Genomic DNA, 17,320 nt, shown 5'->3' on the forward strand with positions numbered 1-17,320 from the left:
CCCGACGCTGCGGGCCGTCGCGAGGTCGGCGTCTCGTCGCGGGCCGAGGGACCGGACGCCGAGTGGGTCCGCCACGGCACCGGCATTGTCGCCCCCGGCACGCTGCCGACCGCCGCGCCGGACACCGAGTGGCCGCCGTCCGGCGCCGAGCCCGTCGACCTCACCGCGTTCTACGACAACTTCGCCGGCGCCGGCTTCGCGTACGGCCCGGAGTTCCAGGGCCTGCGGCGCGTCTGGCTGCGCGACGGCGAAGTCTTCGTCGAGGCGGAGCTGCCCGGCGAGGACGCCGACGCGTTCGGCCTGCACCCGGCCCTGCTCGACTCGGTCCTGCAAGCGGTGTCCTTTGTGGACTCCGTGCCCGGCGGCCTGCCGTTCTCCTGGGCCGGTGCCGTGCTCCACGCGACCGGCGCGGAGAAGGTCCGCGCCCGGATCACCCGGGCCGCCGCCGACGCCGTCACGCTCACCCTGACCGACGAGTCCGGCGCGCCCGTGCTCTCGGTCGACGCCCTGACGCTGCGGGCGACGACCCAGGCCGCCGCCGGTCCCGAGCCGCTGTTCCGCCTGGACTGGGTGCCGCTGCCCGTGCCCGCCGGAGAGCCGGACGGCCAGTGGGCCGTACTCGGCCAGGGCACCCGCCTCGGCGAACTCGGCCCGGAGTACCCGGACCTCGACGCCGCGCTGGCCGCGGACCCCGACGTCCTCGTCGTCCCGGTCCACGGCACCGGCGACATCCCCGACGCCCTCCGCCGCGTCACCGCCGACGTCCTGGCCGTCGTGCAGGCCGCGAGCGAACGCGGCTTCGGCCGGGTCGTCTTCGTGACCGACGGCGCCGTCGGCACCGCGCCGACCGACCTCGCCGCGGCCGCCGTCTGGGGTCTCGTGCGCTCGGCCCAGTCGGAGGACCCGGGCCGGTTCGTGCTCGCCGACGTCGACGACGCGTCGCTGACCGGCCTGCCCGCCGCGCTGGCCACCGGCGAACCCCAGCTGCTGCTGCGCGACGGCACCGCCCGCGTCGCCCGCCTCGGCCGTCCGAATGCGGCACTTTCACGTGAAAGTGCCGCCTGGAACCCCGACGGGACCGTGCTCATCACCGGCGGTACCGGTGGCCTGGGCCGGGTCTTCGCCCGGCACATCGCCGCCGAGTACGGCGCCCGGCACGTCCTGCTGGCCAGCCGCCGCGGCGGGGCCGCCGACGGTCTGGTCGAGCTGGTCGCCGAACTCGCCGCGCACGGCACCGAGGTCAGTGTCGAGGCGTGCGACCTCGCCGACCGCGACGCCGTCGCCGCGCTGCTGGCCGCGATCCCGGCCGACCGGCCGCTCACCGCCGTCGTGCACGCCGCCGGTGTCCTCGACGACGGCGTCATCGGTTCCCTCGACGCCGCTCGTCTCGACACCGTGCTGCGCCCGAAGGCCGACGCCGCGTGGCACCTCCACGAGCTGGCCGGCGACGTCGCCGCGTTCGTGCTGTTCTCCTCGGTGGCCGGCACGATCGGCTCGCCGGGCCAGGCGAACTACGCCGCCGCCAACGCCTTCCTCGACGCGCTCGCCGCCCACCGGCACGACCGCGGCCTCGCCGCGACGTCGCTGGCCTGGGGCGCGTGGGAGACCGGCATGACCGGCACCCTGACCGACGCCGACCGCGACCGGATGACCCGCGCGGGCATGCCGCCGCTGCCGTTCGAGCAGGGCTGCGAGCTGTTCGACCGCGCCCTGGAATCCGGCGAACCGGCCCTGGTGCCGGTGCTGATGGACCTGCCGCTGATCCGGTCGCAGGCCGAGCCGCCGTGGCTGGTGCGCCCGGTCGGCCGCCCGGGCCGCCGCGGTGCGGGCCGGTCGACGCCGACCGCGAACGCCCTGCGCGACCGGCTTTCCGGCCTGCGCGAGGGGGAGCAGCAGAAGGTGCTGCTCGACGTCATCCGCGCGCAGGTCGCGGCGGTGCTCGGGTTCGACGCCACCACCGTCGACGTCGCCCGCGAGTTCCGCGGCCTCGGCTTCGACTCGCTGACCGCGGTCGAGTTCCGCAACCACCTCGCCTCCGCGACCGGTCTGCGGCTGCCCGCGACGCTCGTGTTCGACCACCCGACGCCGGTCGTGCTCGCCGGTTACCTGCGCGACGAGCTGTCCGGCGCGGACGCCGCACCGGTGCTGCGCGCGCGGACCACGACCACGCCGGTAGCCGACGAGCCGATCGCGATCGTGTCGATGGCCTGCCGCTACCCGGGCGGCGTGACCTCGCCGGAGGACCTGTGGGACATGGTCCTGACCGGCGGCGACGGCGTCGGACCCTTCCCGGCCGACCGCGGCTGGGACCTGAGTGGCCTCTTCGGGGCGGATCGGGGACGTTCTTATGTTCGTGAAGGCGGTTTTCTCGGTGGTGCGGGAAGCTTCGATCCTGGGCTCTTCGGGATCTCGCCGCGCGAAGCGCTGGCGATGGACCCGCAGCAGCGCCTCCTCCTGGAGACGTCCTGGGAAGTGATCGAACGCGCCGGCGTCGACCCCATGTCGCTGCGGGGCAGCCGGACCGGCGTCTTCGCCGGGGTGATGTACCACGACTACGGCCAGGGGGTGCAGTTCCCGGAGGAGGCCCTCGGCTTCCTCGGGATCGGCACCGCGGGCAGCGTGATGTCCGGCCGTGTCTCCTACGCGCTGGGGCTGGAAGGCCCGGCCGTCACGATCGACACGGCGTGCTCGTCGTCGCTGGTCGCGATGCACTGGGCCGCACAGGCGCTGCGGGCCGGTGACTGCGAACTGGCGCTCGCCGGCGGCGTGACCGTGATGGCGACGCCGGGCGCGTTCGTGGACTTCTCGGCGCAGGGTGGCCTCGCCGGCGACGGCCGCTGCAAGTCATTCTCCGACTCCGCCGACGGCGTCGGCTGGGCCGAAGGTGTCGGCCTGGTCATGCTGGAACGCCTGTCCGACGCGCGTCGCAACGGGCACGAAGTCCTGGCCGTGCTGCGCGGCTCGGCGGTCAACCAGGACGGCGCGTCCAACGGCCTGACCGCCCCGAACGGCCCGTCGCAGCAGCGCGTGATCCGGCAGGCGCTGTCGGTCTCCGGGCTCGGCGTGTCCGATGTGGACGTCGTCGAAGGCCACGGCACCGGGACGCCGCTGGGCGACCCGATCGAGGCCCAGAGCCTCCTCGCGACCTACGGCCGCGACCGGGAGACGCCGTTGCTGCTGGGCTCGGTGAAGTCGAACATCGGCCACACCCAGGCCGCCGCCGGCGTCGCGGGCGTCATCAAGATGGTGCAGGCCATGCGCCACGGTGTCGTCCCGCAGTCCCGGTTCTCGGCCGAGCCGTCGTCCCATGTGGACTGGACCGAGGGCGCGGTCTCGCTGGTGCCGGAGAACACCTCCTGGCCCGAGGTGGACCGCGTCCGCCGGTCGGCGGTGTCGTCGTTCGGCATCAGCGGCACCAACGCGCACGTCATCCTGGAGCAGCCCGCTCCGGCCGACCGGCCCGCGCCGCGTCCTTCCGAGCCGGTGTCCCGCCCGGTGCCGGTCGTCGTCTCCGGGCGGACTCCGGAGGCGCTCCGGGCCCAGGCCGCGCGCCTGGCCGACCGGATCGAGGCCGACGACACCCTCGCCCCGGCCGACCTCGCCTACTCCGCCGCCGTGACACGCGCGGCGCTGGCCCAGCGCGCGGCCGTCGTCGCCGACGACCTCGACGGCCTGGTCAGCGGCCTGCGTGACCTGGCCGCCGGCGAGACCCCCGCCGGAGTCGTCCGCGGCGAGGCGCGAGTCGCCCCGCCGGTCGCGTTCCTCTTCGCCGGGCAGGGCTCGCAGCGGATCGGCATGGGCCGCCGGCTGCACGAGGTGTACCCGGTGTTCGCGGGCGCGTTCGACGAGATCCTGGCCCTGCTCGACCCGGCCGTCCGCGACGCGCTGGGCGACGCGGACCTGATCGATCGCACGGAGTTCGCGCAGCCCGCGCTGTTCGCCTTCGAGGTCGCGCTGTTCCGCCTGCTGGAATCGTGGGGGGTGCACCCGGACTTCGTGACCGGGCACTCCGTCGGCGAGATCGCCGCCGCCCACGTGGCCGGCGTGCTGTCCCTGCCCGACGCGTGCGCCCTGGTGTCCGCCCGCGCCCGGCTCATGGGCGCGTTGCCGACCGGCGGTGTCATGGTCGCGGTGCGCGCGTCCGAGTCGGACGTCCTGCCGCTGCTCGGCGAGGGCGTCGACGTCGCGGCCGTCAACGGCCCGGGCTCGGTGGTCCTGTCCGGGCACGAGGACGCGGTCGTCGCGGTGGCGTCGAAGTTCGCCAAGCAGCGCCGCCTGCGTGTGTCGCACGCCTTCCACTCCGTCCTGATGGAGCCGATGCTCGCCGAGTTCGGCGAGGTCGTGGCGAACCTGGAGTTCGCGAAGCCGCGCGTGCCCGTCGTCTCGGCCGGTGACGTCACGTCGCCGGAGTACTGGGTCAGCCAGATCCGCGACACCGTTCGCTTCGGCGACGCGGTCGAGCGGCTCACGGAAGCCGGGGTCACCGTCTTCGCCGAGGTGGGCCCGGACGCGACCCTGTCCGCTTCCGTCGACGAGCCGGCCGCGAGCGTCATTCCGTTGCTGCGCAAGGACCGTGACGAAGCCGCCGCGGTCACCGAGGCGATCGCGCGGCTGCACGTCGCCGGCGTCAGCATCGGCTGGGACGACTACTTCGCCGGTGCGCAGCGCGTCGCCCTGCCGACCTACGCGTTCCAGCACGAGTGGTTCTGGCCCCTGCCGGCCGCCGGGGGCGACGCCACCGGGCTCGGCCTCGCACCGACGGGCCACCCGCTGCTCGGCGCGACCGTGACCCTGGCCGACTCGCTCGGCGTCCTGTTCTCCGGCCGGCTCTCCGCGGCCACCCAGCCGTGGCTGCGCGACCACGTCATCGGCGGCCGGATCCTGTTCCCGGGCGCGGCTTTCCTCGAACTGGCCGTGCGTGCGGCCGACGAGGTCGGCTGCGCGTCGGTGGCCGACCTGACCCTGTCCGTGCCCCTGGTCCTCGAACCGGACGGCGCCGTCGTCCTGCAGCTGGCCGCGGGGGAGCCGGACGAGTCCGGCCGCCGCGAGCTGACGATCTCCTCCCGCGCCGACGACACCGACGAGTGGGTCCGCCACGCGACCGGCACGCTGTCGCCGCAGGCGGTGGCCGCCGAGCCGGTGCCCGAGACCTGGCCGCCCGCCGAAGCGTCCGAAGTGGACTTGACGGGCTTCTACGAGACGTCCGCCGAAGCCGGATTCGGTTACGGGCCCGCGTTCCAGGGCCTCAGCCGCGTCTGGCAGGACGGCGCCGACGTCTTCGCCGAACTGGCGCTGCCCGACGGCCAGGAAGCTGCGCGGTTCGGGCTGCACCCGGCGTTGCTCGACGCCGCGTTGCAGGCCATCGGCTTCGGCGAAGGCGCCCCGGCCGGGTTGCCGTTCGCCTGGACCGGTGTGTCGCTGCACGCGGCCGGCGCGAGCCGCGCCCGCGTCCGGATCTCCCCGGCCGGCGGCGACTCCGTGTCCCTCGCCATCGCCGACGAGGCGGGCAAGCCCGTCCTGTCGGCCACCGGCGTCACCCTCCGCGCGGCCACCGCGCCGGACGCGGCCGACCCGCTGTTCCGCCTGAACTGGCTGCCGGTCCCGGTCTCCGAACCGGACGACAGCACCTGGGCGGTCGTCGGCGACGGCTTCGGGTTGGCCGAAACCCTGGGCTGCGACACCCACCCCGACCTGGCCGCCGCCGTGGCGTCCGGTGCCGGAGTGATCGCCGTCCCGGTGACCGGTGACGCCGACGCCGGAGCCTCCGCGCACGCGCTCACCGCGTCGGTGCTCGACCAGCTCCAGACGGACCCGGCCACCAAGGTCGTGTTCGTGACGCGCGGTGCCGCCGGTCCGGGCCGCACGGACGTCGCGGCCGCCGCCGTCTGGGGCCTGGTGCGCTCGGCCCAGTCGGAGGACCCCGGACGGTTCGTGCTCCTGGACGTCGACGAGCCCGACGCGGACGCCCTGCGCGCCGCGGTCGCCACCGGCGAACCCCAGCTGGTCCTGCGTGACGGCGTCCTGAACGTGGCCCGCCTGGCCCGCGCGACCCTGGAGACCACCGAGACGGCGTGGGACCCCGACGGCACCGTGCTCATCACCGGCGGCACCGGTGGCCTGGGCCGGGTCTTCGCCCGGCACCTTGTCACCCGCGGTGCCCGACGGTTGCTGCTGGCCAGCCGCCGCGGCCCGGCCGCCGACGGCGTCGCCGAGCTGGTCGCCGAACTCGAAACGGCCGGGGCCGACGTCCGCGTCGAGGCCTGCGACGTCGCTAACCGCGACGCTCTCGCCGCGCTGCTGGCGGGCATCCCGGCCGAGCACCCGCTCACCGCCGTCGTGCACACCGCCGGGGTGGTCGACGACGGCGTCGTCGGCTCGCTGACGGCCGAGCGCCTGGACACGGTGTTCGCGCCGAAGCTCGACGCGGCCTGGCATCTGCACGAACTGACCGCCGAACTGCCCCTCGCCGGGTTCGTCCTGTTCTCCTCGGTAGCCGGCACCATCGGCACGCCGGGTCAGGCGAACTACGCGGCGGCCAACGCGTTCCTCGACGCCCTCGCCGACCTGCGCCGCGACCGGGGCCTGGCCGGGCTGTCGCTGGCCTGGGGCGCCTGGGACACCGGCATGACCGGCGACCTGACCGACGCCGAACGCGAGCGCATGGTCCGCGGCGGGATGCCGCCGCTCGGCCTTGAGCAGGGCGCGGAGCTGTTCGATCGCGCCGTGGCGTCGACGGAATCGGCGCTCGTGCCGGTGCTCGTTGACCTGCCCGTGCTGCGGACCCGTGGTGAGCTGCCCTGGCTGCTGCGGCCGATCGGCCGTCCGGGACGGCGCAGCGCTGCCGCCGGAGCCGACCGGGCCGCGGCCGGCGACCTGCGCCTGAAGCTCGCCGGGATGCGGGAGAATGAGCAGGACCGGACGCTGCTGACGCTCGTGCGGGCCCAGGTCTCGGCCGTGCTCGGCCACCCGGCCGACCGGATCGACGGCGGCCTCGAGTTCCGCGAACTCGGTTTTGACTCGCTGACCGCCGTCGAGTTCCGCAACCGCCTGGCCGCGGCCACCGGCCTGACGCTGTCCGCGACGCTCGTCTTCGACTACCCGACCCCGGCCGGGCTCGCCCGGCACCTGCGGACCGAACTCGCGCCCGCTCCCGCCGCGGCGACGTCGCTGCCGGCGGAGCTCGACCGGCTCGACGAGCTGATGGAGGCCAGCTCGGCCGACGACGTCGCCCAGGCGGAGGTCGCGGCCCGGCTGCGCCGGATCCTGGCGAAGATCGGCGGTGCGGCCGCGCCTGAAGACGTCACCGACCGGATCGACGCGGCCAGCACCGACGAGGTGTTCGCCTTCATCGACAACGAACTGGGCCGGCTCGGTGACGCACCCGGGTCCCCCTTCGACCAGGAAGGCTGAGGCCGCCATGACCGAGGACAAGAAGCTCGTCGAGTACCTCAAGTGGGTCACCGCCGACCTCGCCAAGACGCGCAAGCGGGTCGAGGAGCTGGAGTCGGCGGAGCAGGAGCCGGTCGCGATCGTGTCGATGGCGTGCCGCTACCCGGGTGGGGTGCGGTCGCCGGAGGACCTCTGGGACCTCGTTCTCTCCGGGGGCGACGGCATCGCCGGGTTCCCCGAGGACCGCGGCTGGGACCTGGACTCGCTGTTCGGCGACGAGCGTGGCCGCTCCTACGTCCGCGAAGGCGGTTTCGTCGACGGCGCCGGGAAGTTCGACCCGGGCCTGTTCGGCATCTCGCCGCGTGAAGCCCTGGCGATGGACCCGCAGCAGCGCCTCCTGCTGGAGACGTCGTGGGAGGCCATCGAGCGCGCCGGCGTCGACCCGCTTTCGTTGCGCGGCAGCAAGACCGGCGTCTTCGCCGGCGTGATGTACCACGACTACGGCCAGGGCGCACAGTTCCCCGACGAGGCCCTCGGCTTCCTCGGCGTCGGCACCGCGGGCAGCGTCATGTCCGGCCGCGTCTCGTATTCGCTGGGCCTCGAAGGGCCGGCCGTCACGATCGACACGGCGTGCTCGTCGTCGCTGGTCGCGATGCACTGGGCCGCGCAGGCGCTGCGCGCGGGCGACTGCGACCTGGCCCTCGCCGGTGGTGTCACGATCATGGCGACGCCCGGTTCGTTCGTCGACTTCTCCGCGCAGGGCGGCCTCGCCCGCGACGGCCGCTGCAAGTCCTACGCGGACGCCGCGGACGGCGTCGGCTGGTCCGAGGGCGTCGGCCTGATCATGCTGGAGCGCCTGACGGACGCGCGTCGCAACGGCCACGACGTCCTGGCCGTGCTGCGCGGCTCCGCGGTCAACCAGGACGGCGCGTCCAACGGCATCACCGCCCCCAACGGCCCGTCGCAGCAGCGTGTCATCCGCCAGGCGCTGACCGGTGCCGGGCTTGGACTGTCCGATGTGGACGTCGTCGAAGGCCACGGCACCGGGACGCCCCTGGGCGACCCGATCGAGGCGCAGGCCCTGCTGGCCACCTACGGCCGCGGCCGGGAAACGCCGCTGCTGCTCGGCTCGGTGAAGTCGAACATCGGCCACACCCAGGCCGCCGCCGGCGTCGCGGGCGTGATCAAGATGGTCCAGGCGCTGCGCCACGGCGTCGTCCCGAAGTCCGTGAACCTGGACGGCCCGTCGTCCCAGGTGGACTGGACGGCGGGCGCCGTCGAGGTCGTCACCGAGAACACCGCCTGGCCCGAGGTGGATCGCGCGCGCCGCGCCGCCGTCTCGTCGTTCGGCATCAGCGGCACCAACGCCCACGTCATCCTCGAACAGGCCGCCCCGGCTGAAGCGACCGCCGGGGAAACCGCGCCCGCCGGGGTCCGCCCGTTCGTGCTGGCCGGGCGCACCGAAGCCGCTTTGAAAGCCCAGGCCGCCCGCCTGCTCACCCACCTCGGCGACGGCGACCTCGACGCGCCCGACCTCGCGTGGTCGCTGGCCGCGTCCCGCGCCGCCCTCGATCACCGCGCGGTGATCGTCGCCGACGACCCCCGCGTGGGCCTCGCGGCACTCGCCTCCGGCACCCCGGACCCAGCGGTGACCACCGGCGCCGCCGACGTCGACGGCCAGATCGTCTTCGTCTTCCCCGGCCAGGGCGCGCAGTGGGCCGGCATGGGCGCGCGGCTCCTGGCCGAGTCGCCGGTGTTCGCGGCCCGGATCGCCGAGTGCGAAGCAGCCCTGTCCGCGCACGTCGACTGGTCGCTGACCGCCGTCCTGCGCGGTGACGACGACGCGCCCAAGCTGGACCGGGTCGACGTCATCCAGCCCGTGTCGTTCGCCGTGATGGTCGGCCTGGCCGCGCTCTGGCAGTCCGCCGGCATCCGGCCGGACGCCGTCGCCGGCCACTCCCAGGGCGAGATCGCCGCCGCCTGCGTCTCCGGCGCGCTGAGCCTGGCCGACGCCGCCCGCGTCGTCGCGTTGCGCAGCCAGGCCATCGCCCGCCGGCTGGCCGGTGCCGGGTGCATGATCTCGGTGGCCCTGCCGGTCGCCGACGTCGAAGCGCGGCTGACGCCGTACGAGGGCAAGCTGTCGGTCGCCGTGGTCAACAGCCCGTCGTCCGTCGTCGTCGCCGGGGACCCGGAGGCGGGGGAGCAGCTGATCGCCGAGCTGACCGCGGCCGAGATCCGCGTCCGCCGCGTCGACGTCGACTACGCGTCCCACTCCGCGCACGTCGAGCTGATCGAGCAGGAGCTGCACACCGCGCTGGCCGGGCTCGCGCCGCGCCAGTCGGACATCCCGTTCTTCTCCACGGTCGACGGCGACTGGCTCGACACGACGAAGATGGACGCCGCGTACTGGTACCGGAACCTGCGTCAGCGCGTCCGCTTCGAAGACGCCGTTCGTGAGCTGCTTTCCTTGCAGTACCAGGTGTTCTTCGAGATCAGCTCGCACCCGGTGCTGGCCGTCGCGATCCAGGACACCGCCGAATCCGCCGACGCCCGCGCGGTCGTCACCGGCACCCTGCGCCGCGACAACGGCGGCCTCGACCGGTTCCTGACCTCGGTCGCCGAGGCGCACGTCCGCGGCGTCAGCCCGGACTGGAAGGCGCTGCTGGCCACCGGCGCGCGGATCGTCCCGCTGCCCACCTACGCCTTCCAGCACGAGTACTACTGGCCCGAGGCGGCCTCGGCCGACGCCGTCGCGGACCCGGCGGAGGCCGAGTTCTGGACCGCCGTCGACGACGCCGACTTCGCCACGCTCAGCACCACCCTCGACGTCGAGGAGGACGCACTCACCCGGGTGCTGCCCGCGCTGTCGTCGTGGCGACGCCGCCGCGGCGAACAGTCCGCTGTGGACGCTTGGCGCTACCGCATCACCTGGAAGCCGCTGTCGGTCGAGACGTCCGCGCCGGGCCGGTGGCTCGCGCTCGTGCCCGCCGACCTGCCCGCCGACATCGCGGAAGCCCTCGACACGCTGAACGCCGTCCAGGTCCGCGTCGAGGCCGACGCCGTCGACGTCCTGCGCGAAGCGTTGCCGGGCCAGGACTACACCGGCGTCCTCTCGCTGCTGGACCTCGACGGGACCTCCTTCGCCACCACCGCCGCGCTCACCGAGGCGCTGGCCGAGGCCGTGGTGCCGCTGTGGTGCGTCACCCGTGGCGCGGTGTCGGTCGGCCGCTCCGAGCCGGTCCACAACGCCGCCCGCGCCGCGCTCTGGGGCGCCGGGCGGGTGCTGGCCCTGGAGTTCCCGCGTGCCTGGGGCGGCCTGATCGACTTGCCCGAGACGCTCGACGCCCGGGCCGCGGCCCGATTCGCGGCCGCCGTCGGTGGGCCCGAAGACCAGGTCGCCGTGCGCGCGTCCGGACTGTTCGGCCGCCGTCTGGTCCGCTCCGCGGCCGGGGGAGCGGCCGAGCCGTGGCGCCCGCACGGCACCGTCCTGGTCACCGGTGGCCACGAAGGGTTCGGCGAGCACGTCACCCGCTGGCTCTCCGACGTCAACGTCCTGCACGCGGGCCCGGACGACCTCGCCGACCGCGACGCCCTGACGACCCTGCTCGCCACCGTCCCGGTGGACCGGCCGCTGACCGCAGTGCTGCACACCGCAGGCATGGCGGAAGCCGGTGCCTACGACTCCGCGGTCCTGCTCGACGACGTTTTGCACGACCACGACCTCGAAGCGTTCGTGCTGTTCTCGTCGGTGTCCGCGATCTGGGGCGCCGAAGGCCAGCGTGACCGCGCCGCCGTCGACACCGGCCTCGACGCCCTGGCTCGCCACCGCCGCGACCGCGGCCTGGCCGCGACGTCGATCGCGTGGAGCGCGTGGGCCGGCACCGGCGTCGCCGCCGACGAGGAGACGGCCGAGTTCCTGCGGGCGCGCGGCCTGCCGCCCCTCGACCCGGACCAGGCGCTGCTCGCCCTCGGCCAGGCCGTCGCCCACGACGACACCGCCGTCGTGCTCGCCGACGTCCGGTGGGACCGGTTCGTCCCGGCTCTGACCTCCCGCCGGTCCGGCGCCCTGCTCGACGAGCTGCCCGAGGTGCGGGACCTGGCGGAAGGCCCGTCCGCCGACGCCGTCTCGACCGCGTCGGCGCTGCTGGGCCGGCTGCGCGGCCTGTCCGAGCGCGAACGCGAAGACGCGCTGCTCGACCTCGTCCGCGATCAGGTCGCCGGGCTGCTGGGCTACGCGGGTGGCGCCGCCATCGAGGCCCGCCGGCCGTTCCGCGACCTCGGCTTCGACTCGCTCACCTCGGTGGAGCTGCGGAACCGGATCAACGCCGCGACCGGCCTCACCCTGCCCTCCACGCTCGTGTTCGACCACCCGCGCCCGGACGCCGTCGCGCGCCTGCTGGCGACCGAACTGCTCGGCGGCGGCGACCTCGCCGCCGCCCCGGCGGCTTCGGGGATCGTCGACGGCGACCCGATCGTCATCGTCGGCATGAGCTGCCGCTACCCGGGCGGCGTCCGCTCGCCCGAGGACCTGTGGCGCCTCGTCGCCGACGGCACCGACGCGATCACCGAGTTCCCCGTCGACCGCGGCTGGGACCTGCTCGGCCTCAGCGGCGGCATGTCGTACGTCCAGGAAGGCGGGTTCGTCGACGGCGTCGCCGACTTCGACGCCGGCTTCTTCGGCATCTCGCCCCGCGAAGCCCTGGCCATGGACCCGCAGCAGCGTCAGCTCCTCGAAACGGCCTGGGAGCTGTTCGAACGCGCCGGAATCGGCTCGGACAGCCTGCGCGGCAGCGACACCGGCGTCTACGTCGGCGGCTCCGGCAACGGCTATTCGCCGCCGCCGGAGCTGGCCGGGCACCTGCTCACCGGCGCCGCGACCAGCGTCCTGTCCGGCCGGATCTCCTACCTGTTCGGTCTCGAAGGCCCGTCGGTCACCGTCGACACCGCGTGCTCGTCTTCGCTGGTCGCGCTGCACATGGCCGCGCGCGCCCTGGCGTCCGGCGAGTGCTCCCTGGCCGTCGCCGGCGGCGTCACGGTGATGGCGACACCCAGCGCGTTCGTCGAGTTCAGCTACCAGGGCGGGCTCGCGGCCGACGGGCGCTGCCGGTCGTTCGACGAGGCCGCGGGCGGCACCGGCTGGTCCGAGGGGACCGGCCTGCTCCTGCTGGAGCGCCTGTCCGACGCCGTCCGCAACGGCCACACGCCGTTGGCCGTCGTCCGCGGGACCGCGGTCAACTCCGACGGCGCGTCCAACGGCCTCACCGCCCCGAACGGGCCGTCGCAGCAGCGCGTCATCCGCCAGGCCCTGGCCAACGCGGGCCTGACCGGCACCGAGGTCGACGCCGTCGAGGCGCACGGCACCGGCACCCAGCTGGGCGACCCGATCGAGGCCCAGGCCCTGATCGCGGCCTACGGCACGGGCCGCGAACGGCCGCTGCTGCTCGGCTCGATCAAGTCCAACATCGGCCACTCGCAGTCCGCCGCCGGTGTCGCCGGGGTGATCAAGATGGTCGAGGCCATCCGCCACGGCGTGCTGCCGAAGACCCTGCACCTCGACGCGCCGACGTCCAAAGTGGACTGGCAGCCCGACGCCGTCACCTTGCTGGGCGACCAGCAGGACTGGCCCGAGACGGGACGGCCGCGCCGCGCGGGCGTGTCGTCGTTCGGTGTCAGCGGCACCAACGCCCACGTGATCCTGGAGCAGGCCACGGCGCCCGAGCCGGCACCGGCCTCGGTGGCCGGTCCGGTGCCCGTCGTGGTCTCCGCTCGCACACCCGACCAGCTCGCGGCGCAGGCCGACCGCCTGGCCGCGTTCGTCACCGAGTACCCGGACGTCGCCGTCGCCGACCTGGCCGCCGCGCTGGCGGGCCGCGCGCGGTTCGACCACCGCGCCGGTCTCGTCGCGGGCGACCGGGACGAACTCCTCGACGGCCTCACCGTACTGGCACGGGGAACCCGGGCGCCCACGGCGGCCGGACCGGCCGGCGGGAAGCTCGCGATCCTGTTCGCCGGGCAGGGCAGCCAGCGTCCGGGCATGGGCCGTGACCTCGCCGCCGCGTACCCGGTGTTCGCCGACGCGCTCGACGCCGTGCTCGCCCACCTCGACGTCGAACTCGACCGCCCGCTGCGCTCCGTACTGCACGGCGACCACACCGAGCTGCTCGACGAGACCGGCTACGCGCAGCCCGCCATCTTCGCCTTCGAGGTCGCGATCTACCGGCTCCTCGAGTCGTGGGGCGTGCGGGCGGACTTCGTGACCGGACACTCGATCGGCGAGATCGCGGCCGCGCACGTCACCGGCGTGCTGAGCCTGGCCGACGCGTGCCGGATGGTCGCCGCGCGCGGCCGGCTCATGCAGGCCCTGCCGCCCGGCGGCGCGATGCTGTCGCTCGTCGCGACCGAGGACGAGGTCCGGCCCCTGCTCACCGGCGACGTCGCCATCGCCGCCCTCAACGGCCCGCGGTCCGTCGTCGTCTCCGGCACCGAAGAAGCGGTGCTCGCGCTGGGAGCGCACTTCGCGAAGACGCGGCGGCTGTCGGTCTCCCACGCCTTCCACTCACCGCTGATCGAACCCGCGCTCGAAGAGTTCGGCAAGGTCGTAGCCGGCCTGGAGTTCGCTGCGCCGTCAATCCCGGTTGTCTCGGGCGTCACCGGCGCCCTCGCGACCGAACTGGACTCGCCGGAGTACTGGGTGCGGCAGGCGCGCGAGGCCGTGCGGTTCGCGGACGCAGTCACCACGCTCGCCGAGGCCGGTGCGACGACGTTCCTCGACGTCGGCCCGGACGGCGTCGCCGCCGCGATGGCGGCCGACAGCCTGGCCGAGGACGCGGGGGAGGTCGTCGCGGCCGTTCGCGCCGACGGCGACGAGTGCCGCGCGCTGACCACCGCGCTGACCCGCCTGCACGCCCGGAACGTGCCCCTGGACTGGGCCGCGTTCTTCGGCGGCGGCGTCCCGGTCGACCTGCCCACCTACCCCTTCGCCGCCGATCGGTACTGGCCCGAGGGGTTCCACGGCGCGGGCGGCGACCTGCGCCTGTCCGGCCTGCACTCCGCCGAGCACCCGCTGCTCGGCGCCGGGGTCGCGCTGCCGGAGTCCGGCGGGTTCCTGTTCACCGGCGCGCTGTCACCGCAGGTGCAGCCGTGGCTGGCCGACCACACCGTCGAGGGGACGATCGTGTTCCCGGAGGCCGGGTTCGTCGAACTCGCCGTGCGGGCGGGTGACGAGGTCGGCTGCGACGTCGTCGCCGAGCTGACCGTCGAGACGCCGCTGACGCTGCCGCCGGTCGGTGGGGTGCACGCCCAGCTCGTCGTCGGCGCCGCGAACCCCGCGGGTGACCGGGACCTGACGATCTGGACCCGGCCCGAGGGTGTCGGCGAGGCGTCGTGGACGCGCACCGCGTCCGGCCGGCTCGCCATGGGCGCCGGCGAACCCGCGGTCGACCCGACGTGGCCGCCCGACGCGACCGAAGTCGATCTCGGGGACTTCTACGACGGGCTCGCCGAGTGCGGGCACGTCGTCGGCGCCGCGTTCCGCGGCCTGCGGACGGCGTGGCTGGCCGCGGACGAGGTGTTCGCGGAGATCGCGCTGCCCGCCGAGCGGCAAGACGACGCCGTCAAGTTCGGGCTCCACCCGGCGTTGCTCGACGCGGCACTGCAAGCCGTGTCGCTGCTGGATTCCACGCCCCGCGCGGCGACCGGCTGGACGCGGTTCGCGCTGCACGCCGCCGGTGCCGCCGCCGCGCGCGTCCACGTCCGGCGGACGGCCGAGGACACGATCGCGCTCGACCTCACCGACGCCACCGGCGCGCTCGTCGCGTCGGCGGAGACGGTGGTGCTCGGCGAAGCCGCCGTCGCTTCGCGGGAGTCGGGCTCCGACTCGCTGTTCCACCTGGAGTGGACGCCGTTGCCCGAGTCACCGGCGCCTCGGGCCGCCCGCTGGCTCGTCCTCGGCGACTCCGCGGGTTTCCCGGACGCCGAAGCCCACGCCGACCTGCCCGGCCTGGTGGCCGCGGCGAGCGACGACGCCGTGCTCGTCATCCCGGTCGTGACCGAGGGCGACGACCTCGCCGCCGTCACGCACCGGGCGACCGCGACCGTCCTGGACCAGCTGCAGTTCCTCCTGGCTTCCGACGGCCTTGACGGCGTTCCGGCGGTGTTCGTCACCCGCGGCGGTGGCCCGGTCGCCGCCGCGGTGCACGGGCTCGTCCGGGCCGCGCAGTCGGAGAACCCGGGCCGGTTCCTGCTGGCCGACCTCGGCGCGTCCGATGCGGGTGTGCTGCCCGTCGTCGTGGCGTCGGGGGAGACCCAGATCTCGGTGCGCGACGGCGTCCCGCACCGCGCTCGCCTGGTGCGGGCGGTCACCGCGGGTGCGGACTTCGACCTCGGCGACGGCACGGTGCTCGTCACCGGCGGCACCGGGGGACTGGGCCGGCTGCTGGCCCGGCACCTCGTCACCACCCACGGCGTCCGGCACCTGCTGCTCGCCAGCCGTCGGGGTCTCGGCTCCGCCGGGGCCGCGGACCTGGTGGCGGAGCTGAAGGAACTCGGCGCCGACGTCCGGGTGGCCGCGTGCGACACGTCGGACCGCGAGGACGTCGTGGACCTGCTCGCGTCGGTGCCCGCCGACCACCCGCTGACGGCGGTCGTGCACACGGCCGGCGTGCTCGACGACGGCGTCGTCGGCTCGCTGACCCCGGCGCGGCTGAAGAAGGTGTTGCGCCCCAAGGTGGACGGCGCCTGGCACCTGCACGACCTGACCCGCGATCTCGACCTCTCGGCGTTCGTCCTGTACTCGTCGGCGAGCGGCCTGCTCGGCGGCGTCGGGCAGGGCAACTACGCGGCGGCGAACTCGTTCCTCGACGCACTGGCCGAACTCCGGCGCGACGAGGGCCTGCCGGCGCTGTCGCTGGCGTGGGGCCCGTGGGCGCAGGAAGACGGCATGGCGGGCACGCTCGCCGACGTCGACGCGCAGCGGCTGGAGAAGTCGGGGATGCGGCGGCTGCGTCCGGGGGAGGGTCTGGCGTTGTTCGACGCAGCGGTCCGCTCCGGCGCGGCGACGATCGTCCCGGTGGCGCTGGACCTCGCGATTCTGCGCGGCCACGTCGTCCCGCCGGTGCTGCACGGCCTGGTCCCGAAGGTCCGCCGCACGGCCAAGATCAGCGAGGAGGGCCTGCGCTCGTTCGTGCCGCAGCTGGGCGACCTCGACCCGGCCGCGCAGCAACGCGAGCTGCTGGCCCTCGTCCGCGAGCTGGCGGCGAGCGTGCTGGGCCACAACTCCCCGCAGGCGATCGACCCGGACGTCGGCTTCACGGAGATCGGGTTCGACTCGCTGACGGTGGTGGAGCTGCGCAACCGCCTCAGCTACGCGACGGGCCTCACCCTCCCCGCGACGGTCCTGTTCGACCACCCCAACCCCCGCGACCTGAGCGAGCACCTGCGCGACCGCCTGAGCCCGGCCGAAACCGACCCCGCGGAGCGCGTCTTGTCGGAGCTGACCCGCTTCGAGCACCTGGCGGAAAACCCGGCCCTCACCCCGTCAACGATGACCACCCTGACCACCCGCCTCCGCTCCCTGCTGGACCGCCTGGACGCCGGCGGCGACGAGTTCCTCGACTCCCTGGACTCCGCCAGCGACGGCGAGCTGTTCCGCCTGATCGACTCCGAACTCTCCTAACCCAGACGCGAAACGGGGCCGCCGGCAAGTGCCGGCGGCCCCGTTTCGTCGTGTCGACCTCCCAATCACGCGAGTTGACCCCTCAATCACGCGTGTCGGCGCTTCCGTCACAAGGAGCGGGAACGGTCATCGGGTCTATCCCGTGATCGGTGTTTCCGGCGTTGTTGATCAGTAGGTCTCGGCTCCCGGCCAGCGGTCACCGAACGTGATGGCGAACGCGTTGATCACTGGCTTCCACCGCATCGTCCACCGGGCGCG

The 17,320-nt window shown here is 74.6% G+C and carries 1 protein-coding gene and 2 pseudogenes (1 of these 3 cut by a window edge); all 3 read left to right on the top strand.

Features of this window, described 5'->3' with window-relative positions:
• Nucleotides 1-7,410, top strand: the end of a protein-coding gene (locus ACLJQZ_RS41130; RefSeq protein WP_410626304.1) for a type I polyketide synthase. Its footprint begins 18,057 nt before the window's first position; only the last 7,410 of its 25,467 coding nucleotides appear in the window; its start codon lies beyond the left edge, outside the window; it ends in the stop codon at nt 7,408-7,410.
• Nucleotides 7,373-16,474: pseudogene (locus ACLJQZ_RS41135) on the top strand (SDR family NAD(P)-dependent oxidoreductase); the annotation flags it as partial. The gene ACLJQZ_RS41130 and the pseudogene ACLJQZ_RS41135, both read left to right, overlap by 38 nt.
• A 162-nt stretch (nt 16,475-16,636) precedes the next feature.
• Nucleotides 16,637-17,062, top strand: a pseudogene (locus ACLJQZ_RS41140) (phosphopantetheine-binding protein); the annotation flags it as partial.
• Nucleotides 17,063-17,320 lie beyond the last annotated feature (258 nt).

The organism is Amycolatopsis sp. cmx-8-4 (genome assembly GCF_046548675.1).
Classification (GTDB): domain Bacteria; phylum Actinomycetota; class Actinomycetes; order Mycobacteriales; family Pseudonocardiaceae; genus Amycolatopsis.